This is a genomic window from Chloroflexus sp. (assembly GCF_056331925.1).
On sequence record NZ_JBWGQH010000009.1, the window covers coordinates 87,932 to 108,868 of the forward strand.

Here is a 20,937-nt window from a genome sequence, read left to right on the forward strand (position 1 = left end):
AGGGCACTGACTGTGTGGGCGCCAGCGGCGCGCAGGGCGGCGGCGCAGGCGGCGAGGGTGGCGCCGGTGGTGAGGACATCATCGATGAGGATAAGCCGGGGCGGGGGTGGTGTCGATCCGATCCACACGAAAGCCCCAGCGACGTTGGCGGTACGGGCTGGGGCTTCCAGTCGGGCCTGTTGGTGGGTTGCGCGCACGCGGGCGAGGCCGTCGATTAGCGGTGGTGCGCCGGGACGTTGGAGACGAGCCGCTAATTCGGCGGCCTGATTGAAGCCACGTTCGCGCAGCCGAGTTGGGTGTAGCGGCACTGCGATGAGGGCATCGGCGTCGAGCGGTCCGGCGACAGCAGCAAGGAGATCGCCGAGCGGACGCGCGATTCGCCGGCGATGACCGTATTTGAGCCGATGAATCGCGTGAGCGAGGCCACCTTCGTAACGGAACGCTACCCGTGCCGCAGTTAGTCCGGTTGGCGGCGGGAATGGTGGGTAGGGACGGAGCCGAGCGCGACAGTCGGCGCAGAACAACTCTCCGGTGAGACGACCGCATCCGGCACAATGGTCTGGAAACAACCATCCAATCATGTGACTAATCCCAGTCCCCTTTTCAGGATGTAGGCTTCTATAAAGTTTCTCCACGGCATAGACGTTCATACCGGTAGCAAACCTTCGCCCCAGTCCCTTTTCAGGAGGTAGGCTTCTAGGGATTTCTACCCAAGCTGTGTAGTCCCACAGCTAAAATGTTTAACGCAGCATTGTGATCGCGGTCGATTTCTAAGCCGCATGTTTGACATCGGTGCAGTCGCGTTGATAGATCTTTTTTGACGATGCTACGACATCGGCTGCACCGTTGTGAGGTGCCGCGCGGATCAACTTCTACAAACATCCTACCGGCGCTTGCAGCCTTGTAGTGTGTGTAGGTGATGAGCTGTCGCCATGCTGCATCGGAGATACTTTTTGCGAGGCGACGAGCCTTGATCATCTGTGCGATGCGTAGTTGCTCGAATACGATGACGTCGAATTCATTGGCGAGCCGCCGACTGAGTTTGTGGGCGAAGTCTTTGCGGCGGTTTGTGATCCGTTCGTGAATGTGGGCTACCACTTTTTGGCGTTTCGCTCGTTCGGGTGTGTTTTGCTCGGTTTTCGCCAGCCGACGTTGGGCTTTGCGCAGGGCTTTTTCGTCTTTGCGAAAGAAGCGTGGATTGGCGATCACTTCACCGGTTGATAGTGTGGCAAATTGTTGCAATCCAACATCAACGCCGACTGCGCGGTTAGTTGGTGGTAATGTTTTGGGGTGCGTTTCGACTACGAATGATGCATACCATTTTCCTGTTCGTGTCCGACGAATTGTTAGTGTCTTGATAGTGCCTGCAATTCGGCGATGTACGATCATCCGTACTCGCCCAATGTTGAAAAGGTTGATCCACTGCCCATTGATGCTGAGACTGTATCCCACTTGCCTGAATGTGAAACTGTCATACCAGCCGCGTCCTTTGAAGCGTGGAAAGCCTGCTTTGTGCCCACGCTTGATGCGCCGCACAAAGGCTTCCCATGCATGATGTACTCGTTTCTGAATGTCCTGTAAGACGTGATAGTGGATTCGTTTAAGTTCGGGATGGCTTGTTCTCCAACTCGCAAGTAGGGCGTTGGTTTTGCCTAGTTCGATGTGTAATCGCTGGTTTTTCCATACCTGTTTGCGGTAGGCTAGCGTTTCGTTGTATACCCAACGACAAAGCTCAAGCGTCTGTTCAAGCAGACGTACTTGGCCTTTTGTTGGGGTGAGGCGATATTGATATGCTTTTAGTTCTGTCATCCTCGCTCCTTGGGCGTGAGGTGAGGTGTTGGGTTTAGTTTGTTGTTGCTGTCGGTTTGACCCATGTCTGGCGAGTTTTGGTACTCTACTTATATACCGTTTGAGTCGGCAAAAGGATTCGCTATGGCGCGCACAAAACTTACAAATGCTACCGCTCATACTCCGAAACGTAAAGGCCAATTACCTACGAAAGTCTGTGTCGGGTGTGGTCGCCCGTTTGAATGGCGTAAAAAGTGGGCACGCTGTTGGGATGAGGTACGCTATTGCTCAGAGCGTTGTCGGCGTGCCGCGCGCTTGTGATATAGGGCGCGAAAGGTGCCGACAAGGCGTGATATAATTGCTATATCTGGTATCCGCCGGCAGTGAAGATGAGGAAGTTGGTATGCCCCGATTCGGCGCACATATGTCTATTTCAGGCGGTGTCTCGAAGTCGTTTGCGCGCGGCGAGTCGGTTGGGCTTGATGCTATGCAGATTTTCGCCAAGAATGAACGACAATGGGTGGCGAAACCGATTTCTGCCGAAGAGGTGGCTGCATTTCAGGCTGAACAGCAGCGTACCGGTATCCATCCGGTGATCGTCCACGACTCGTATCTGATCAATCTCGCTGCTCCCGCTGATGATCTGCGTGAGAAGTCGATTGCAGCTTTTGCTGATGAACTTGAACGCTGTGCCCAGCTTAAGATACCCTATCTCGTAACCCATCCCGGTGCTCATACTGGGATTGGTGAAGAAGCCGGTTTGGTCCGGGTTGCTGATGCGATCAGTCGCTTGCTCGTCGAGGGTGTGGGTGGTCCGACGATGATCTTGCTTGAAACGACGGCTGGTCAAGGGACAGCTTTGGGGTATCGCTTTGAACATTTAGCTCGCTTGTTTGAGTTGATCCCTTACCACGACCGCCTCGGTGTCTGTGTCGATACGTGCCATATCTTTGCTGCTGGCTACGATATTCGTGACCCCGATACGTATGCCGCAACGTTTGCTGAACTCGACCGCTTGGTTGGTCTGGAACGGGTAAAGTGTTTTCATCTGAACGATTCGCAAAAGGATTTGGGGAGCCGGGTTGATCGCCACGCACATATTGGGCAGGGGTGCATCGGTACGGAGGCATTCCGGCTATTGGTTAATGACCCGCGCTTTGCCCATCTGCCGATGATTATTGAGACGCCAAAGGGTGAAGATATGGCGGAGGATCGAATGAATCTGGCTCTGTTACGATCCTTGGTACAGATGACGGCAGCGTAGGTGTCGAGGTGTGATGTGGATTCGTGTGAGTATGATGGGGAGCACACGACTATGTGGCGGAAGTTGTTATTTGTTGTTCTCCTAGTTGGAATTGGGTATCTGATTTGGCGCCGTATGCAAAGCGGTACCGAGGTATTGCCTTCGTTTGTACCGTCACCCGCGAAACCGGTGACTCCGCAATCGACCCCGCCGACTTCCTCTTCTGTAGAAAGTGGGCCGCGTCCGGTGGTGACGCAGGTGCATCGCGGTGAGCCACCGAAACAGACATCGATGAGTGCTGCTCCTAGTAGTACGTCTACGAGTGGGCCGCGTCCGGTGGTGACGCGGGTGCATCGTGGTCCACCGCCAGAGACTCGTCGTCGCCCTATGTCGACTGGTGAGACGATGGTTAGTCGGAATGGTGCCGGTGAGCCTTCGTCAGATCAGGTCTCATCTGCGTCGGTTTTGTCTGAGGTGTCTTTGCCTCTGTCAGAGGTACCGTCATCCGCTACTCCAGTATCTCAAGCACGCGACCCGGCGGCTGCGGGGCCGAGCACGTTGGGGGCAAGCGCCGAGGAAGCACGCGACCCGGCGGCTGCGGGGCCGAGCACGTTGGGGGCAAGCGCCGAGGGAGCCGCTCCAGCGACTCCTGATACGAGGAGCGATGAAGAAGAGATTGCTGAGCTAATCGAAGCTTCAGCAGCAGTAGATTTCACACCGGTTGATATTAATCGCGCCGACCGCGCCACACTCATAACTTTACCCGGTATCGGACCGGTACTGGCCGATCGAATCATCGCATACCGTAAAGCGCACGGCCCGTTTAAAAGTGTTGATGATCTGATAGCTGTGTCAGGCATTGGTGAACGTAATATCAACGCCTTCCGCAAGCTCGTCTACGTTACGCATGACTGAACCGTATTTGCTGCCACGTGGCAACCATGCCTGCTTACTGATCCATGGTTTTGTCGGTGACCCTAGTGAGATGCGCAGCCTCGCTAATTATTTAGCTGAGGCTGGTCTTACTGTGCTTAGTGTGCGCCTACCTGGGCACACCGGTCATCCCGAAGACTTAATGGCGGTCAGTTGGCGTGACTGGCTTGCGGCTGTGCGGCAGGCATTTGATTGGTTGACCGACCGTTATGCTACCGTTTCGGTGATCGGATTTTCGCTCGGTGGGGCATTGGCAGCCCTGCTCGCCGCCGAACGACCGGTGCATCGGTTGGTGATGTTGGCGACACCGTACCGCCTCGGTGGCGACTGGCGGATAGACTTGTTGGGTGTGGCGCGCTACGTTGTGCCGTGGTTTTATCTGTTGGCGCAAGCTGATTTTTCTAGTCCCGATCTGCGGGCTTCTATTTGGCGACGACAGCCTGACCTTGATCTCGATGATCCGGCAATTCAGCAGATGTTACGCCGATCGGTTAAGGTGTCGGTGGCAGCGATTGATGAACTACGCCTGGCGTTGGCAGCAGCTCGGCGTGTGCTACCGGAAGTACGAACGCCGGTGTTAATCGTCCACGGTCGGGATGACAATACGGCTGACCCGGCAAGTGCTTCAGCGATTGCGGCACGGATCGGTGGTGTGAGTTGCGAGGTCGTCTATTATCCGGCGACCGGCCATCAACTGTTGTTGACCGGACCGTACCGGCAGACGATTTTTCACCGGATTGGCCGGTTTTTGTCAAGATAGGGCGGGACATTCCTACATCCCTACATATTTGTCTCGCAGCCAACAGTCGCTTGGCCGAGGGTCAGAGCTGTTTCGCTATGCAAGTTCGCTCTCTGTCGATGGTTGTCGGTTCTCTCGCACAAGGATTGCATTCGCCATCGGAATGTGCGCTGCTACTACCTCCAAACTTACGTTGACGCACGTTTAATCACGATCAGCGTAATATCGTCAAACGGTGGTTGGCCGTGACTATGACGAGCAACGGCAGCCAAAATTGCTTGCATAATAGTTGCTGCCGGTCCTATGGCGTAGGCCTTGATCACCGCCCGTAAACCATCAACATCAAAGGGCACAAGCAGTTCATTGATCGTCTCAGTTGCACCATCTGTATAGCAGACCAACACATCCCCCGGTGCTAACTGTGCCTCCGCCTCCGCTAATGTCGCTTCCGGCAACACTCCTAACGCAATACCGGGTGTACGTAGCTCTTCGATCTCACCGGTAGCTGCGCGGTACAACAGTGGAGGATTATGTCCGGCACACGTATAGCAAAGCTGACCGGTGATAAGATCAAGGCGGGCGTAAAAGAGGGTAACAAACATTCCCGACTCGGAATCGCGGTAAAGCCAGCGGTTGGCGCGTTCCATCGCTCGTGCCGGTGCCGAGCCATCGAGTGCAGCAGCGCGCACCAGCGAGCGCGCCATCGTCATAAACATGGCAGCCGGTATGCCCTTATCACTCACATCGGCGATGACGAACCCTAGTTCGCGAGGTGGTTCGGTGCCGGTCGGCAATGACCAAAAATCGTAGAAATCGCCGCCGACCAGCCGGGCCGATTGCCACGCAGCTTCTATCTGCCAACCGGCAACGTTCGGTAAACGAGTGGGCAGCAGCGATTGCTGAATCTCGCGCGCTACACGTAACTCTTGTTCGAGACGAGCAGCTTCGGCAGCTTCGGCAGCAAGCAGCAAACTTTCCAGCGCACCGGCAATCTGAGCCGCAGCACCGGTGCAAAGGTTCTGCTGGCGCGTACTCAGTGAAACGAACGGATCGTTGTAATCCAGCACCAAGACACCGAGGAGTGTGTTACGGGCACTGATCGGTAAGCCAACCAAAGTACCGCTGCGCGCTACGGTTATCAGTGTCGGCCACTGATCGGCATTGTCTTGGGCCTGCCAGAGCAGTTCGAGCCGTGGTTGATCCGTCTCGGCGGTCCGTTCTCGTAACCGCCAGAAAAACGGTGAACGTGTCGGCTGGTTTAGAACACCGGTACGTGCTGTGGCCGGCAAACCGTACACTGCACGTACCACAAAATCACCCTGTTCGCGATCCCACAAGGCAACATAACAGCGTGGACACCCCATCAGGAGTGGTGGTAAGCGCACCACCGTTGCCAGTAGATCGGAGAGTGTCGTCGCCCGACCGATATTTTCGGCGATCTGGAGCAGTGCATTCAGCGTCCAGGCTTCCTCTTGTTGAGCAGTGTAGGCATTAGCACTCTCAATCGCAATCGCAATCTGATCGGCCAACGTCCGGATCACGAACAGATCATCTTCATCGAAATCGTCCGGTTCATCGCTCTGCACATCAAGCACACCGATCACCGTCGTACCCACACGCAACGGTACCGCCAATTCCGAGCGAGTCTGTAAGGTATCGCGAATCGCACGATGGTCGTTCAGCACATCACCGACCAATACCGGTTCGCCGCGTTGCACTGCTTCACCGACCAACCCCTGACCGATACGCAGTGAAAGCGCACGTAACCGTTCGAGATCAGCACCATCGGCGGTAGAAGCACGAAAGTAGATTCGCTCATCGTCGGGTGAGAGGGTAAAAATGTGTACCGGATGATAGCCGAAACGCTCACGAATAAGTTGCACGATCGAGGGTAACAACCGATCGAGATTGAGAATAGCGGTAATTTGCTGGCTTACCTCACGTATCGCTTGCAACTGATTGGCCCGCTGACGTGCTTCGTGAAAGGCTCGCGCCCGTGCGATTGCCACAGCGGCCTGATCGGCGATGAGTGAGATCAGCCGCAGATCGTTAGCGTCAAATGCCGACGGTTCGTAGCTTTGCACCGAAATCGAACCGATCACCGTCTCACCGGCAATGAGCGGCACATAGATACCCGAACGTGGCGGTCGTTCGCTCTGATAACGTGGACGGGCGGGGAGGCGATCCATCTCGCGCGTAAAATCCTCGACCAGAATCGCCCGTCCGGTTTCGCGAATCCAGCCGATCAGACCGCTATTTTCCGACAGATCGACAGTGAGCCGTGGCAATCGTACCCGATCTTGGACCCGCACCACGAGCGTGTAGTAATGACCGTTGAAGAGACCAAGGTGGAACGATGAGGTGTCAACTATCCGGCTCGCCTCGCGGTAGATCAACTCACAAAGGGCATCGACATCAAGTTCGCTACGGATGATCGCCCGGCTCACTTCGTTAAGCCGTGCCAACTCGCGCATCGAGCGACGCTGGCGTTGGAGGTTGAGCGATGAGCGACGCAAAATCGCTGCTGATGCAACTAATGCTCCTCCGGCCAGTATCAAATGGAGCATACCGAGATCGTGGGCAATCGCTGCGCCCAGCCATGCCAGTGGCAGCGGAGCCATCTCTGCACCGAGGATAGCCGGCCACGCCGAGCGCCACCACGTTGCCAGCCCGCTGTAGCCACCCTGCAACAGCTCACGCCCGATCCGCCCAAGTTGAGTCACGAATGGAAAGCTAAGCAGTGTCCAGCCAAATACATGCGACATCGGTAATGCCGTCAGTGGTTGACCGCTTGAGATAGTGGCAAGCCATGCACCGACCAGCAAACCAAGCGCGCGTAAACCGCTCCGTAACAATGGTCGTCCCAAGAGCGAAAACAGAGTACGCGGACGGTTGGTCTGCAACAGAATCGTCACGCCAGAGACAAATCCCTCGACGGCTGCGATCCATGCCGCAGGAATAGGTCCTAGCGCGAGACTAGCGCTGACCAATACCAATGGGGCAAGACTATGAACATCGGCAGGAGGGGTGCGGAACGCAAGCAGATCAACAGCGAAGGCCAGTACAGCGAACAATACCACCAACGCCGGTACTGTCGGTACGGTTGGTAACAGTAGCAGCCAGCCCCATGCCACCCCGCCGACGATAAAACCGTACCATGTCAGCAGGTGTTCGCGCGACAATCAACGCCTCTGGGAAAATGCTGCCCGAGCTTCAGCCACAGAAGGATGAATGTTGAACACCTGGGTGAAGCCGGTGATAGTGAAGACTTCATAGACTTGAGGTTGAAGCGCCGCCAGTCGTAGCTCCCCACCGAGCGTCATCAACTCTTTACGGATGAGGAGAAGGGCGCGCAAGCCACTGCTCGACAAAAACGACACAGCGCTCAGGTCAAGCACAATCTGACGTGCACCTTGGCTAATCCGTTCGCTCACCAACTTGGTTAGGCGAGGCGCGGTAAGCGCATCGATCCGATCATGCACCGGAACGACCTGCACTTCATCAGAAGACTCTGGCCGATCGTGGGGCAGGTACTTTACCATAGTCAGTAAATTGCCGCCCTGTGGCGAAAACTCAAAGCGGACTTCATCCATCAAGCGGGTAATCAGATAAATACCTAAGCCGCCAACCTGACGCTCTTCAAGCGGTGATGTAATGTCTGGCACCGGCACAGCATTGGGGTCAAATTGGCGACCATGATCACGAACGGTCACAATAAACCGATGATCATGACACTGCCAACTCAGGGTTAGATCGCCGGGCCGATCGGGATCGTAAGCGTGCTGAATGACATTTGTGACGGCCTCATCAACAGCGAGCTGGACTTGCCATGTTGCCCGATCATCAAGACCGCAACGTTCGGCAGCGGCAGTAATAAACGCGCTAATTTTAGCTAATGCATCGAGGTCGGCGGTAAGGGTAATACTCTCCATGGCGATCGGGTAGACCGGTGTATACGAACCGGCATTGAGCAGGGCTAAAACGATCCAACTGCTTCGACGGTATCGCCATAGATCTCGAACAGCGAGCTAAAGCCGGTTAGGTCGAAGACTTCTTTTATCCGAGGTGGTAAGTTGGCAATACGCACATCACCACCTTCAAGATCGGTGATTTTCCATTCCCGGGCCTTTTTGCGCGCTTCGATCAAGACACGCAAACCGGGGCTACTAATATATTCAAGCCGGCTGAGATCCAGGACAATGCGATAACGACCGTCGTTAAAAATGGACTCGATGAGTTGCTTGAGTTGGGGAGCAGTAGCTGCGTCAACACGCCCGATAACCTCAATGAGATCAACTCGATTGAGCCGGCGGTGAGTGAGTTCCATCCTTAGTTCCTCCTCAACAGGCGCTTGCGACGCATCAAGCGATACTGAAGTACATTATACCATACAGTTGCAGAGTTCAGAAAAAGAGGCAATGTCCGTGCTATAATGACACCGCCGGTAGGATCGGCCGGTTATTTAGAGGTATGTCATTATGCCGAAATGGAACGATCTCAGTGTTGCTTTTAACACACTGCGCGAAATTGATGTTGCGGCAATCCGTACCGAAGCCGAACGACCACTAACCATTGTCTGTGTGGGGGCAGTGGGGGTGTGTCAGGAGATTGCAACCCGCCTCGAGCGTGGTACCCAACGGTACGGGCCGATCGGGCCTTCACCAATCCAGCTCGCAAGTTTGGCGACGATCATACCCGATGAGTTACACAGTGTCGATCTTATTATTATCGGACTTGAACGTACTACTCGTCTCTCGGCGCGTGAATTGACGACGATCGATCGATTAGCTGCCTTAGCATTACCGACCGTTGTCGTAGTATGGGGGACGGCGCTACCGGCTGACGCCGGGCCATTGCATCCGCGCGTTGCCCATGCTCGGTTGTTGGTGGTGCCTGATCCAATGACACCTGATGTTGATGAACAATTGGCAAGCGCAATCCTCGACCGCTTACCGACTGAGTTGCACCTTGCGGCAGCTCGGCGGTTACCCGGTCTACGGGCAACCGTAGCGCGCCAATTGATCAATAACGTCTCGTTTACCAACGCTTCATATGTACTGGCAACGGCTTTACCGGCGCAGATTCCAATCTTTAATGTGCCGTTTGCCGCAGCCGATATCCTGGTCTTGACCAAAAATCAAGCGATACTCGTGTATCGGCTCGCTCTTGCCTACGGAGCACCGCCCGATATTCGTGAGCGATTGCGAGAAGTTTTGCCGGTGATCGGAGGGGCTTTCATCTGGCGCCAATTAGCGCGCTCGCTCGTCGGGCTGATACCGATCTGGGGGGTAGCGCCAAAGGTAGCAATTGCCTACGCCGGCACGTATACCACCGGAATGGCAGCGTGGCGCTGGTTTGCCGAAGGCGAAATTATCGATCAAGCGCGTTTAAAAGAACTAGGACGCGAAGCATTGGCATTGGGCCGCGCACGAGCTGCCGATCTGATTGCACAAGCTCGTCGTACCGGTGCCATCCAAGTCAATCGTTGGCAACGTTGGGGAGAGGCGTTGCGCAGCCGGTTTCGCCGGAAAGAAAAGTAACCGCTTGGCAAACATCGGCTCGCCCTGTGCCGTATGCCGCGGACGCCAACGGCTGATTGGAGATTCAACACCACAATAGGAATAAACCGTATGGATCATTTTGTGATTGAAGGTGGGTACCGACTGTCCGGTTCGATCCGGCCAGCCGGCAACAAGAATGCCGCCCTCCCTTTACTTGCCGCCAGCTTGTTAACCGATGAGCCGGTAACGTTGCGTAACATTCCGGATATCGGCGATGTACGCACCAAACTCGCGTTACTGGCCCACCTTGGTGTTCAGATCGAGCAACCTGCACCGAATGTCGTGCAATTGCATGCCGCTCATCTGCCCTCACACGACCCTGATGTTGCGCTAGCCCGTCGTATCCGTACCTCACCCCTGTTAGCCGGTCCGCTCTTGTTTCGGCGTGGCTACGTCACATTACCGCGTCCCGGCGGAGATGCAATCGGTCGGCGGCGGCTCGATACCCACTTGCTGGCGTTGCAGGCGTTGGGTGTGCATGTTGAAGTGACGCCAACCAGCTACATCTTGACAACCGAAGGGTTGCGCAGTGCCGACCTGTTTCTCGATGAGATGAGCGTGACCGGTACCGAGCAAGCGATCATCGCTGCTTCAGTTGCCGAAGGACATACCACGATTGCCAATGCGGCTTCTGAGCCACACGTCCAAGATCTCTGTCATTTTCTCAACCAGATGGGGGCGCGGATCAGCGGTATTGGTACCAACCTGCTCGAAATCGAGGGGGTCAGCCGTTTACGCGGGGCGGATTATACGATTGGCCCCGACTTTATGGAGGTAGGATCGCTGATCGGGTTGGCAGCGGTTACCCGAAGTGAATTGCGGATCGTCGATGCGCGGCCACGTGAGCATCGCATGACCAAGATTATGTTTGGGCGCCTGGGAGTGATGTGGCGTGAAGAGGGTAACGACATTATCGTTCCCGCCGATCAAGAGTTAGTCGTGCGTCACGATCTGCACGGGGCGATTCCAAAGATCGATTCGGCGCCATGGCCCGGCTTTAACCCTGACCTGATCAGTACGGCGATTGTGGTCGCCACGCAAGCGCGTGGGACCGTTTTAATTCACGAGAAGATGTTTGAGAGCCGTCTGTTTTTTGTTGACCGGCTGATCGGCATGGGGGCGCGGATCGTGCTCTGCGATCCGCACCGAGCGGTTGTGGTCGGGCCATCGCAACTCTACGGCGAGCCAGACGGGTTACCTAGCCCGGATATTCGGGCCGGTATGGCCTTGGTCACAGCGGCGCTATGTGCGAAGGGGCGAAGTGTCATCTACAACATCGGTCAAATCGACCGCGGCTACGAGCGGATCGAAGAGCGGTTAGCCGCTCTTGGTGCGCGAATCAAGCGGGTGCGGTCGGCGTAGGGTTTAGATCGCAGCCGGCTCAATCAACGCCGGTCCATCGTTACGCACCTGATTTACCGCCTTACCGACCGGATAGCTGTGGAGGGCCACCGGTGGCGGAGTAAGGCAAAATGCATGCAGGTGTGGAATATCGGTCGCCGGATCGAGCCAGAAAGTAGTGAATTCCGGTGGCACAATCACCGGCATCCGGTTGTGGATGGGAGTAACTATCTCATTCGCGGTGGTGGTCAAGATCGTGCAACTCTCGATCACTTCACCGATAGGCGCCTGCCATTGATCCCACAGCCCGGCAAAAGCCATCAGATCATCGGCCACCGGAGTGAAGTAAAACGGCTGCTTACCGGTTGCCGTTGTCTGCCACTCGTAGAAACCGGAGGCCGGAATGAGGCAGCGACGGCGACGGAAGGCGGTGCGAAACGACGGTTTTTCGAGTACCGTTTCGCTACGAGCGTTGATCAACTTCACCCCGACTGAGGCATCTTTCGCCCACGAAGGGATCAAGCCCCAACGCATGGATACCCCCTCCCGTCCGTCGTTGCCTTCTCGTACTACCACCACCGGCTGGGTCGGTGCGATATTGTAGCGTGGTTGGAGATCGGAGATTGGAGGAATAGCAAAACGTTCAGCTAATTTGGCCGATGAAACGGCTAAGGTATAACGCCCACACATCGTGCAACCATCACGTAAGCTTAAAAAGAGTCGTTGTCTTTATCGAGCGGCGTCGTTGCGCCGGTTGATGGCTCACCGCCGGCAGGGGGCTGCATCCGTCTGATAAACTCGGCCAACTGCTTGTTAAGCTGATCGATCCCTTGGGCAAGCGCATGTTGCAACTCTTGGGCTGCTTGGCTCCGCTCAAGCTCGTGCAACTTTTGTTGACCACGTTCGGCCAGCTCTTGCAAGCGCGGGTCGTCGGCAATGGTTTTCAAAGCCGACTGGACCTGCTCGCCAAGGTTGCGAAAACCGCTCACCAACTCTTGCTGGACCTGGCGCGTGTGCTCGTTGTCGATTGCAGCGCGAAACGCTGTTTCGAGCTGTTGGCCTAACTCGCGCAGGGCTGTGCCGAGGTCGGGTGGTTGGTTGGGGGATTGATTCGATTGTGTCATGGTTGTCTCCTTATGGTAGCAACTTTCCGGTAACGATTGACCTCCACGTCAGCTATGTGCGAGATGAACGGGACGTGCAGGTAGTTATATGACGAAGGGAGCGATGAAAACGTTGCGCTCGATGTACCGTTTAGCGGCGTCGGCGCAAGAGCAACCAAAGGCTAGCAACAACGATCAGCGTACCGAGAGCGGGTCGAGTGCTACGGGCAGGGCCTTGGGCAGCAAGCGATGCGACATCGCCGATGGTGGATGGGCAGGTCGGGGCACTGTGGGCTGGCAAAGCGATTTGCGCTGTCGTATAGTTGCGACGGCGGGCTACGGCGTACACGTGCGCGAGCGGTGGAGCTAGCTCACCATCGCCAGGGAGCAGGTCAATTAGTTCGGCGCGAAAGAGGGCAAGTGGTAAAAGCGGATCGGCCTGATCGCTGACCAAAATCTGCTTGAGGAGCGCGGTGTGGGTACGGTGCAGCAAGCTGGTAGGCGCCGGTGTCCGCATACCGGTGATGATGTCTTGCCCATCGTAGGCGGTCAGCAATCGTTCAAGGGCTGAGGCTGAGGGTGGGGTTGCCGCATCAAACGCCAAGACCAGCTCACCACCGATCAGGGTGCAAGCGTCGCGTAGCAGATAGGCCGGACGACGCGGCTGACGATGGTATGTAGCATAAACGAACGGACGAGTAGCAGCGCGGTTCGCAGCGTCGGTGGCTGCCGGTCCGGCAGCAATAATGATCTCGTAGTTGGTGCTAAAACGGGCGGCAGTAGCGGCGGCACCGGTGACTGCTCGCTCGACGTGGGTGCCATCGGTGGCCCACATCACGACTGAGAGGTTATTGATCGTAGACACAAGGATCCTCCACCTTGAATCGTATTGATAGCAGTATAGCATAAAGCACGTACCGAGCACATTCGAATTGAAGAGTGGTAGCAGGTCGTTGAAAATATGTTTAGTATTTCTAAATAAATGCTTTTGCATGAACAATTTTTCATCTGAACGTTAAAAATTTGTCATTAATTTTTATGGTGCTTGTCTTGACAAATATATTCACTCGGTTTAATCTTCTCTCCACCATTTTCCCAACCTCAGCTCATCTTGCTAGCATCGTTGCTGCTGAGTAACCGGAACAACGGGATATACCAATTCCGGTGTCTCATTGTGCGCTCGCTCAGCCTTGAATAGGTCGTTATCCGATGACCAAAAGAAAGGAGGTCCAGAGTAAGCAATCTCGACAGCGCAAGTGTTAAATCTCTTTCCTGTATTGTGATAGGAGCTGAGGAGTGTTTATGCATTCGATGCCAAAACGACCGTTGATTACACTGGCGGTAAGTTTGTTACTGACGATAACACTGGTCACACCGATTACCGCTCAACCGCCCCGCCCGATTCCTAAACTCGATGCTTTACGTCTAGATGAACCGGTAACCCTCGATCAAGCACCGATCAAGCTATCACCGAGTCTTATTAATGTGACCGGACGGCAATCTGTTGTCATTCGTCTCAGTGAGAATCCAACCGCACGTATCCCACAGGGTGCCGCACAAGCGGCCCAACTCAACCGTATCAGCCAGCAGCAGGAGCGAGTTTTGGCGCGGTTACGCGCTATTGATCCGACACTGATCGAGCTGGCACGGCTGCGTGTTGCGCTGAACGCCGTTATCGTCGAAGTAGATGGTGCAGCACTGTCAGCCTTGGCCCGTGATATTGAGGTTGTGCGAATCAATCCAGTGGTCGATTATGAGCGTGCCGATCAACCCCCGATGGAGACGGTGCCGTACATCGGAGCCACGCCCGAAGTACAAGTCGCCGGCTATCGTGGTAAAGATGTACGGGTAGCCGTGCTCGATAGTGGTATCGATTATACCCACGCTGCATTTGGCGGCCCTGGTACGCTCGAAGCGTATCAAGCGGCATATGGCACGAGTCCCTCCGATTCGCGCAACACGACTCTCGATGGCCTCTTCCCAACCGATCGGGTCAAAGGGGGCTATGACTTTGTCGGCGAAATGTGGCCGAATGGGCCGCTGATGCCAGATCCCGATCCGATCGACTGTGGTGTATCCGGTTTGAGCAGCGGTACATGTGCTGGCGGGCACGGCACCCATGTCGCCGACATTATCGGCGGCCAACAGGGAGTAGCGCCGGAAGTCGATCTGTTTGCAGTGAAAGTCTGTTCGGCGGTATCGTCGTCGTGCAGTGGCGTCGCTATTCTCCAAGGCCTCAACTGGGTAGCCGACCCCAACGGCGACGGTGTCACCGATGATCACATGCACATTGTGAATATGTCGCTGGGTGCGTCGTATGGGCAGAACTACGACGACGACGCGGCGATTGCCGTCGATAATTTGCAGCCGCTCGGCATCTTGGTTGTTGCTTCGGCGGGCAATAGCTCCGACCGCCCCTACATTACCGGCACACCGGCAGGGGCACGCACGGCCCTTTCGGTGGCACAGACGGCGGTACCAAGTGATTCATCGTATCCGATTACTGTACTCAGTACAACGGTGTACGGTGTTGCCCAGCCGTGGGCGCCGATCCCGAGCACAGCGGTCAGTGGTACCTTGATTTATGGTGCAGCGCTGGGTAACGCACTTGGTTGTACCGCGTACCCACCCGGTTCACTGACCGGCCAAATTCTCCTGGTTGACCGCGGCACCTGCGCCATCAGCGTCAAGGGGTCTAATGGAGCAGCCGCCGGTGCTGTAGCTGTGATTGTGGCAAACAACGTGGCCGGTGCAGTCCCGCCGACATTCGGCTTCGGTGGTGGCTCACCGACCGTACCGGTACTATCGATCACACAGACTGCCGGCAATGCTTTGAAAGCGCGGGTAAATAACTCGGCGACTATCGACTTTGCGAATCCGGTCAGCAACGCCGGTAGCGTGGTTGGCACATCGTCGCGCGGACCGACCATGGGTCAGATGACCTATGGCAATCAGATTATGTACGGTCAGATCATCAAGCCGGAAATCGGCGCACCGGGCGCCTCGATCTCGGCGGTGGCCGGTAGTGGCACCGGCGTTGAACCATTCGGTGGGACCTCTGGAGCTGCTCCGATGGTGGCTGGCGCAGCGGCATTGCTTTACAACGCCTCAAACTGGAGCCTCTCACCGTGGGAGCTGAAGGCACGTCTGATCAACACGGCGGAAACGAATATCTACAACGGTCCGCCGGTCTTCGTTGGTTCGGCCTTGGCTCCAATTACCCGTATCGGTGGTGGTGAGGTACGCATCAACCGCGCAATCGCGGCACAGGCCAGTGCGTGGGAATTGAGCAACGGAGCAGCGACTATCTCATTTGGGTTGGTTGAGGCAACGCGCAACCCGACCACGCTACGCCGCACGATAGTCGTGCGTAACTACGGCAATACGTCGCCTATACGATCACGCCGACCTTCCGCTTTGCTAACGATGCAGTGAGTGGGGCGATTACCCCAAGCACATCGGTAACCACAATCACGGTGCCGCCGCGTAGCCGGCGCACGTTCACGCTGACGTTGCGCATTGATCCGACGAAACTGCCGGTGTGGATACTCAATTCAGGGCCGAACGGAGGCAACGGTGCAGCGCTGACTGCCGTCGAGTACGATGGCTATCTGGTGCTTGATGCGCCTGGTACTGCTAACGACTTGACGATGCCGTGGCATGTGTTACCGCGGGCTGCAGGTAACGTGAGCGCACCCGCTTCAGTACGGGCGACGACCGGCAGCCCGGCGATGGCGCGTTTAACCAACACTGGCGCCAATCCAGTATCGGTTGATCCATTCACGCTGATCGGGAGCAACACCACTGTGAATGCTTCACTAGGGTCCGGAATGCAGATGCCGCCCATGGATCTGCGTTATGTGGGTGTCCGTGCCTTCGATGGGACCGGCATTTGTCCGGCTAATAGCCCGCTGATCCAGTTTGCAGTTACGACGCACCAGCGGATTACCCATTCCAACTATCCGGTGGAGATCGATCTGCTGTTCGATACCGACCGTAATGGTACTCCCGATTATGTTGGCTACACGGCGGAGGTTGGTAACTTTGCCAGTGATGGACGCAATGCCTTCTTTGTCGGTCCGGTAGGTGGACCGTACAGTGCCTTCTTTTTCACTGCTCATGCAACCAACAGCGCGAATACGGTGCTGACACTGTGTGGCAGTCAAATCGGGGTGGCGAGCCTTGGTCAGCAGATCAACGTCGATGCCTACACTTACGACAACTACTTCACCGGCTTCGAGTTGAGCAAGATTGAGGGGATAAGCACAGTGCTCGGCGCACCACGCTTCGATATTGACACCGGTAGTGGGGTGGTACCGGCAAACGGTTCGCTCACGACGACTGTGTACCGCTTCAACGCCCCAAGTGATGTGACCGATTCAGGCATTCTCTTGCAATACTCCTTCGCGCCGGCAGGTCGCGAGGCGAGTGCGATCATTGTCCGTTAGGCGGTCGCGTTACAACACCATCAACCACGGCGGGCTAGGGGCTTGTCGTGGTTGATGGTTGAACCGCACCTTCCTACCTGCGTTCGGCTATCGTGCTCCCCGGCCAGCGGTAGCGCACCCCCGGTGGCAAGTGTAGCGTCTCATCACCGAGCCGGCCCAGGCCAAAGACAGTGCCATCAGTATTGCGTTCGAGGCGGGCATATTCCGTCCACTGCACGATCCAACCGTTGCGAAACAGTTCACCGCTGAGCGGTTGGCCGAGGTCGGCTATTTGTTCGCTATAGTTGGTAAATCCCGGACAGATCGTTGTGGCCGGTGTTCCGGTGAAACACTGTGCGCTACGCATCGTTTCGGCGAGATAAAGTTCTCTGCCCAATGAGCGTATGGAGATGGTACTATCACGTGCTTCGAGACACACCCGCTCGAAGCATTGCAGCCATCCCCACGTAAATGGCACTGCCGGCATAAGAGGCCAGCCGACCCGTTCAACCGCCCCAAGCTCGGCCCACGCCCGCATAAAGGCTGCCGGCACAAAGTAGCCGGTTTCGGTGAAGAAACTGCCGCCTTGCGCCTCAATAGCAATCGTAGCAACCGGCTGCGGCGCGATGAGGTCATGACCATTGCTGTCGCGCAGGCCGACGGCTAGTTGATACGTGCCGGGCAATAATTCGAGCGGCAACGCAATCGGCTGCATGTGCTCGATGGGAGCCGTCGTTGACCAGCGCGCTGGTGGCAGCGCGCCGTAGAGCAAGGGTAGCTCGCTGTGGGCAGCGACGCGATTGCCGGCAAAGAGCACCCGTACCACGACCGTCAGGTCGTCTGCCGGGTACTGATCGATCCGCTGCCATTGCAAGCTGAGTGTGAGGAGTTGGCCCGGTTCATAGGCGACACCGAGCGGTGGAGCCAGTTGCACCCCGGCCAGTTGCACTCCGCCTGCCGCCACCGGCTGCAACGGCGGTTGGGCCGGTCCGGTGGCGACCGACCGGTAGCGGTCGATCAGTCCCAACGAACCGTCTTGGGCATACCGGTGCTGTATAATCGTGATCATCTCTGGCGTCAACCAGTTACCGAGGTAATCGAGCAAGATCAACGGTGGTTTGCCATTCGCTAATTCTTGCAACAGCGTGGTCTGATCGGCTAAGCCTTGATCGAGTAATTGGCGAAACTCGAAGACAGGAATGCGTGCAGTGACACCGGCCCCACTGGCGAGACCGGGCACATCGGTGAAGATGACCGGCCCGGCGGTGCGTGCTTCGCGCGCTAACGCCATACCGGTGCGCGTCAATGCCGCCAATACATCGGCTTCACGCCGGACGTCGGCCCACAACCCATACTGACCAAAGGCCAAGCGGGGTGGGCTAGGCTCGATCAACCCTGCCGGACGCAGCCGGTTGGCGTCCCACAACGGCGGATAGTAGAGCAGACTGAGGATCAGCAGGCTGCTCATTGCAAGTGACCGAACGGACCGGCGTTGGTTCACAGCGGTGAGCGTGCTCCATCCCAAACCGCACAGCCAAATCAGGCCGGCGTACCACTCGAAGAAGTAGTTGGCATACGCACCGACCTTCCCTACGCCAATGGCGCCGAGGGTGCCGGCCAATGTGTAGGTGAGGGCCGGGAGGAGCATCTTCCGTCGTTCGGTGCGCCACACAATAGCTCCACCGAGCAGGGCGGCGATGGCGAGAGGCCAACGCAGCGTCAGTTGCTGCCGCCAGAAGCCGAGGGCTAAGTCTGCTTCCCAGCGGTTTGCGTTGGCGGCTATCACGTGGATCAGGAACCAACCTTGGGTAGCCCAGGCGAGAGCTGCTACGATGCCACCACCGGCCAGTGTTGCAGTCGCAAGAAACGTCAGTAGTGCATAACGGGCATGTGGTTCGGGTTGGGGACGGAGCCGGATCCATTCGGCGAGGAAGATCGTAGCGGCGGCCAGCGGCCCGGCGATCAGTGAGGGCTTGGTCAAGAGACAACCAACCGCCAACCCACCGGCCAACGCTCCCCGCCAGACTGGAGGCAGGCGATCGTTATCGGCTACCCACACTGCCCACAGCCCTAGCGCGACTCCTAGCAGATCAACCCGCATAAGTGGCATCCACTCGCGCACCACCGGTACAGCCAACCAGAGCAAGGCCAGCCATGCCCCGCGCCGCCCGATGAGTGCGGCCAACGCCGCAGTCGCTGCGATTGCAGCGGCGAGCGCGATTAATCGTCCGGCAACTAATGGCATACCGATCAGGACGGTTAGGCCGGCACTTAGCAGTAAAAAGAGTGGCGGGTAATTGACGATCAAAAACGGAGCGCGCGATGGATCGGCGTACAACTGATGGAGATCGTATCTATCGGTCAAATGACGAACCTGCGCCAGTAACGGCCCTTCGCCGTAATCGAGTGGGAAGGGAAACGAAAGCAACAGACGAACGTGCTCGGCGGCGTACCAGATGTAGAGAGTCACCAGACCGGCTAGGACGCTCAACAATATTCGATCAAGCCAACGTAATCCTGCATGTCCCATGGTAAGATAGAACTCACCGAGCAACGGTGCTCGGCTAAGCCGCTAACACGCTGTCAATCACCTATCCACTCTCTGCGACAGCGTGAAGGAGAGTTCCTATGACCAAACAGCGAATTGCGCATCGCATTCGTGCCGTTCCCCCCTCGGGCATCCGTCGCTTTTTCGATATTGCCGCCACCATGCCCGACGTGATCTCACTCGGGGTCGGCGAGCCTGATTTTATCACGCCGGCAAGCATTCGTGCGGCCGGACAAGCGTCAATTGATCGTACCACAGCCTACACCTCCAACTCCGGTCTCCGCGAACTGCGCGTTGCGCTGGCTGAACACCTCAACCGTCGGTATGGCGTCCAGTACGATCCTGAAACCGAACTACTAATCACCGTTGGCGTCAGCGAAGCGATGCTTGGGGCAGCGCTAGCCTTACTCGATCCTGGCGACGAAGTGCTGATGCCAGAACCGTGTTTTGTGGCGTATCCGGCATGTGTGACCTTCGCCGATGCGCGGGTGGTCTATGTCCCGACCAACGTTACCGACGGCTTTCAAGTGACCGGTGCGGCGCTGGAAGCGGCGGTGACGCCACGCACGAAAGCGATCTTGATCGGCTATCCCAACAACCCGACCGGTGCCGTACTGAGTCGCGCGCGTTTGTTAGAGGTAGCTGCGGTCGCCGAACGCCACGACCTGATCGTCATCTCTGACGAGATTTATGATCGGTTGGTGTACGGTGTCGAGCATACCTGTTTTGCATCATTGCCCGGCATGCGCGAACGCACAGTACTGCTCGGTGGCTTCTCGAAGGCATACGCCATGACCGGTTGGCGGTTGGGTTGGCTGGCCGCTCCGGCAGCGATCACCGGCGCGGTGCGTAAATTCCATCAGTATGCCATTATGTCGGCCCCGACCATGAGTCAGTACGCCGGTTTGGAAGCCATTTTGCATGGCGAAGAAGCGGTACAGGAGATGGTGTGTGAGTACAACCGCCGGCGCAACGTGATTGTGGCCGGGTTAAACAGCATCGGTTTACCCACGTTTGAACCGCAGGGGGCGTTTTACGCTTTTCCGCAGGTGAGCCATCTTGGGCTTAGTAGCGAAGCGTTTTGTGAGCAATTGCTCCAGCGTGAGCAAGTGGCCGTCGTGCCGGGTGATGCGTTTGGACCGAGTGGAGCCGGCTATGTGCGGGCGTGTTATGCGACGGCACTGAATAAAATTGAAGAGGCGCTCGAACGGATCGAGCGCTTTGTTCGACGGATTGGCTAATGGACGAACAGAA

At 56.7% G+C, this 20,937-nt stretch carries 18 protein-coding genes; 9 read left to right on the forward strand and 9 right to left on the reverse strand.

The features are described 5' to 3' along the window. Together AC01ZF_RS06700 and AC01ZF_RS06705 are read right to left on the reverse strand one after the other, a co-directional pair. The coding region (locus AC01ZF_RS06700) for a ComF family protein (RefSeq protein ID WP_476575225.1) at positions 1–581 on the reverse strand (581 nt) is incomplete at its 3' end. 115 nt (positions 582–696) lie between these two features. Next, complete coding sequence (locus AC01ZF_RS06705; RefSeq protein WP_424674845.1) at positions 697–1,809, reverse strand: RNA-guided endonuclease InsQ/TnpB family protein; 1,113 nt, start codon at positions 1,807–1,809, stop codon at positions 697–699. A 123-nt stretch (positions 1,810–1,932) separates the two neighbouring features. On the opposite strand from AC01ZF_RS06705, the gene AC01ZF_RS06710 reads away from it, so the two are divergent. The 4 genes from AC01ZF_RS06710 (at position 1,933) to AC01ZF_RS06725 (ending at position 4,724) form a co-directional block, all read left to right on the forward strand. Next, the gene (locus tag AC01ZF_RS06710; protein WP_428131817.1) at positions 1,933–2,109 is read left to right on the forward strand and encodes a DUF2256 domain-containing protein; all 177 of its coding nucleotides are present in this window, start codon (positions 1,933–1,935) and stop codon (positions 2,107–2,109) included. 82 nt (positions 2,110–2,191) lie between these two features. After that, entirely contained in the window at positions 2,192–3,052 is an 861-nt protein-coding gene (locus tag AC01ZF_RS06715; RefSeq protein WP_424674843.1) for a deoxyribonuclease IV, read from the forward strand. Positions 3,053–3,103: 51 nt separating this feature from the next. Next, positions 3,104–3,946 (forward strand): ComEA family DNA-binding protein, encoded by an 843-nt coding sequence (locus tag AC01ZF_RS06720; protein WP_476575226.1) that lies wholly within the window; start codon positions 3,104–3,106, stop codon positions 3,944–3,946. Then, entirely contained in the window at positions 3,939–4,724 is a 786-nt protein-coding gene (locus tag AC01ZF_RS06725; RefSeq protein ID WP_424676115.1) for an alpha/beta hydrolase, read from the forward strand. The genes AC01ZF_RS06720 and AC01ZF_RS06725 overlap by 8 nt, the downstream gene beginning before the upstream one ends. A 167-nt stretch (positions 4,725–4,891) precedes the next feature. On the opposite strand, the gene AC01ZF_RS06730 is transcribed toward AC01ZF_RS06725, so the two are convergent. The 3 genes from AC01ZF_RS06730 to AC01ZF_RS06740 are packed head-to-tail and all read right to left on the reverse strand — an operon-like array spanning position 4,892 to position 9,030. Continuing rightward, on the reverse strand, positions 4,892–7,885 hold the full coding sequence (locus tag AC01ZF_RS06730) for a SpoIIE family protein phosphatase (protein WP_424676114.1): 2,994 nt from the start codon (positions 7,883–7,885) through the stop codon (positions 4,892–4,894). Continuing rightward, positions 7,886–8,635 carry an anti-sigma factor antagonist gene (locus AC01ZF_RS06735; RefSeq protein WP_424676113.1) on the reverse strand — a complete coding sequence of 250 codons (750 nt, stop codon included), beginning with the start codon at positions 8,633–8,635 and terminating at the stop codon, positions 7,886–7,888. A gap of 44 nt (positions 8,636–8,679) precedes the next feature. Further along, positions 8,680–9,030, reverse strand: coding sequence for an STAS domain-containing protein (locus AC01ZF_RS06740; protein ID WP_015941283.1), 351 nt, complete (start codon positions 9,028–9,030; stop codon positions 8,680–8,682). A 151-nt stretch (positions 9,031–9,181) separates the two neighbouring features. On the opposite strand from AC01ZF_RS06740, the gene AC01ZF_RS06745 reads away from it, so the two are divergent. Both AC01ZF_RS06745 and murA read left to right on the forward strand, forming a co-directional pair. After that, the gene (locus AC01ZF_RS06745) at positions 9,182–10,243 is read left to right on the forward strand and encodes a hypothetical protein (protein ID WP_428131822.1); all 1,062 of its coding nucleotides are present in this window, start codon (positions 9,182–9,184) and stop codon (positions 10,241–10,243) included. A gap of 90 nt (positions 10,244–10,333) precedes the next feature. After that, positions 10,334–11,626: a UDP-N-acetylglucosamine 1-carboxyvinyltransferase gene (gene murA / locus AC01ZF_RS06750; protein WP_424676111.1), complete on the forward strand. Its 1,293-nt coding sequence runs from the start codon at positions 10,334–10,336 to the stop codon at positions 11,624–11,626. Between the two features lie 3 nt (positions 11,627–11,629). Here murA and AC01ZF_RS06755 read toward each other — a convergent pair whose 3' ends face one another. The 3 genes from AC01ZF_RS06755 to AC01ZF_RS06765 all read right to left on the reverse strand — a co-directional run bounded on the left by AC01ZF_RS06755 (position 11,630) and on the right by AC01ZF_RS06765 (position 13,573). Further along, positions 11,630–12,295: an SOS response-associated peptidase gene (locus tag AC01ZF_RS06755; protein WP_424676110.1), complete on the reverse strand. Its 666-nt coding sequence runs from the start codon at positions 12,293–12,295 to the stop codon at positions 11,630–11,632. 20 nt (positions 12,296–12,315) lie between these two features. Then, the gene (locus tag AC01ZF_RS06760; RefSeq protein ID WP_424676109.1) at positions 12,316–12,729 is read right to left on the reverse strand and encodes a hypothetical protein; all 414 of its coding nucleotides are present in this window, start codon (positions 12,727–12,729) and stop codon (positions 12,316–12,318) included. A 130-nt stretch (positions 12,730–12,859) separates the two neighbouring features. After that, entirely contained in the window at positions 12,860–13,573 is a 714-nt protein-coding gene (locus tag AC01ZF_RS06765; RefSeq protein ID WP_424676108.1) for a hypothetical protein, read from the reverse strand. A 437-nt stretch (positions 13,574–14,010) separates the two neighbouring features. Between AC01ZF_RS06765 and AC01ZF_RS06770 the strand changes: the two genes are divergently transcribed. Next, on the forward strand, positions 14,011–16,143 hold the full coding sequence (locus AC01ZF_RS06770) for a S8 family serine peptidase (protein ID WP_428131827.1): 2,133 nt from the start codon (positions 14,011–14,013) through the stop codon (positions 16,141–16,143). After that, positions 16,140–17,156 carry a hypothetical protein gene (locus AC01ZF_RS06775; protein WP_428131832.1) on the forward strand — a complete coding sequence of 339 codons (1,017 nt, stop codon included), beginning with the start codon at positions 16,140–16,142 and terminating at the stop codon, positions 17,154–17,156. Before AC01ZF_RS06770 ends, AC01ZF_RS06775 begins: the two co-directional genes overlap by 4 nt. 73 nt (positions 17,157–17,229) lie before the next feature. On the opposite strand, the gene AC01ZF_RS06780 is transcribed toward AC01ZF_RS06775, so the two are convergent. Continuing rightward, positions 17,230–19,665, reverse strand: a complete 2,436-nt coding sequence (locus tag AC01ZF_RS06780; protein ID WP_428112949.1) for a hypothetical protein — start codon at positions 19,663–19,665, stop codon at positions 17,230–17,232. A gap of 98 nt (positions 19,666–19,763) precedes the next feature. Here AC01ZF_RS06780 and AC01ZF_RS06785 point away from each other — a divergent pair, with 98 nt between their 5' ends. After that, positions 19,764–20,924, forward strand: coding sequence for an aminotransferase class I/II-fold pyridoxal phosphate-dependent enzyme (locus tag AC01ZF_RS06785; protein WP_424676104.1), 1,161 nt, complete (start codon positions 19,764–19,766; stop codon positions 20,922–20,924). The last annotated feature ends 13 nt before the right edge of the window (positions 20,925–20,937 follow it).

Bases quoted from the DNA above. Each gene is read 5' to 3' on its own strand.
- AC01ZF_RS06705 (WP_424674845.1), bottom strand. From the start codon at position 1,809: ATGACAGAACTAAAAGCATATCAATATCGCCTCACCCCAACAAAAGGC.
- AC01ZF_RS06710 (WP_428131817.1), top strand. From the start codon at position 1,933: ATGGCGCGCACAAAACTTACAAATGCTACCGCTCATACTCCGAAACGT.
- AC01ZF_RS06715 (WP_424674843.1), top strand. From the start codon at position 2,192: ATGCCCCGATTCGGCGCACATATGTCTATTTCAGGCGGTGTCTCGAAG.
- AC01ZF_RS06720 (WP_476575226.1), top strand. From the start codon at position 3,104: ATGTGGCGGAAGTTGTTATTTGTTGTTCTCCTAGTTGGAATTGGGTAT.
- AC01ZF_RS06725 (WP_424676115.1), top strand. From the start codon at position 3,939: ATGACTGAACCGTATTTGCTGCCACGTGGCAACCATGCCTGCTTACTG.
- AC01ZF_RS06735 (WP_424676113.1), bottom strand. From the start codon at position 8,635: ATGGAGAGTATTACCCTTACCGCCGACCTCGATGCATTAGCTAAAATT.
- AC01ZF_RS06740 (WP_015941283.1), bottom strand. From the start codon at position 9,030: ATGGAACTCACTCACCGCCGGCTCAATCGAGTTGATCTCATTGAGGTT.
- AC01ZF_RS06745 (WP_428131822.1), top strand. From the start codon at position 9,182: ATGCCGAAATGGAACGATCTCAGTGTTGCTTTTAACACACTGCGCGAA.
- murA (WP_424676111.1), top strand. From the start codon at position 10,334: ATGGATCATTTTGTGATTGAAGGTGGGTACCGACTGTCCGGTTCGATC.
- AC01ZF_RS06755 (WP_424676110.1), bottom strand. From the start codon at position 12,295: ATGTGTGGGCGTTATACCTTAGCCGTTTCATCGGCCAAATTAGCTGAA.
- AC01ZF_RS06760 (WP_424676109.1), bottom strand. From the start codon at position 12,729: ATGACACAATCGAATCAATCCCCCAACCAACCACCCGACCTCGGCACA.
- AC01ZF_RS06770 (WP_428131827.1), top strand. From the start codon at position 14,011: ATGCATTCGATGCCAAAACGACCGTTGATTACACTGGCGGTAAGTTTG.
- AC01ZF_RS06780 (WP_428112949.1), bottom strand. From the start codon at position 19,665: ATGGGACATGCAGGATTACGTTGGCTTGATCGAATATTGTTGAGCGTC.
- AC01ZF_RS06785 (WP_424676104.1), top strand. From the start codon at position 19,764: ATGACCAAACAGCGAATTGCGCATCGCATTCGTGCCGTTCCCCCCTCG.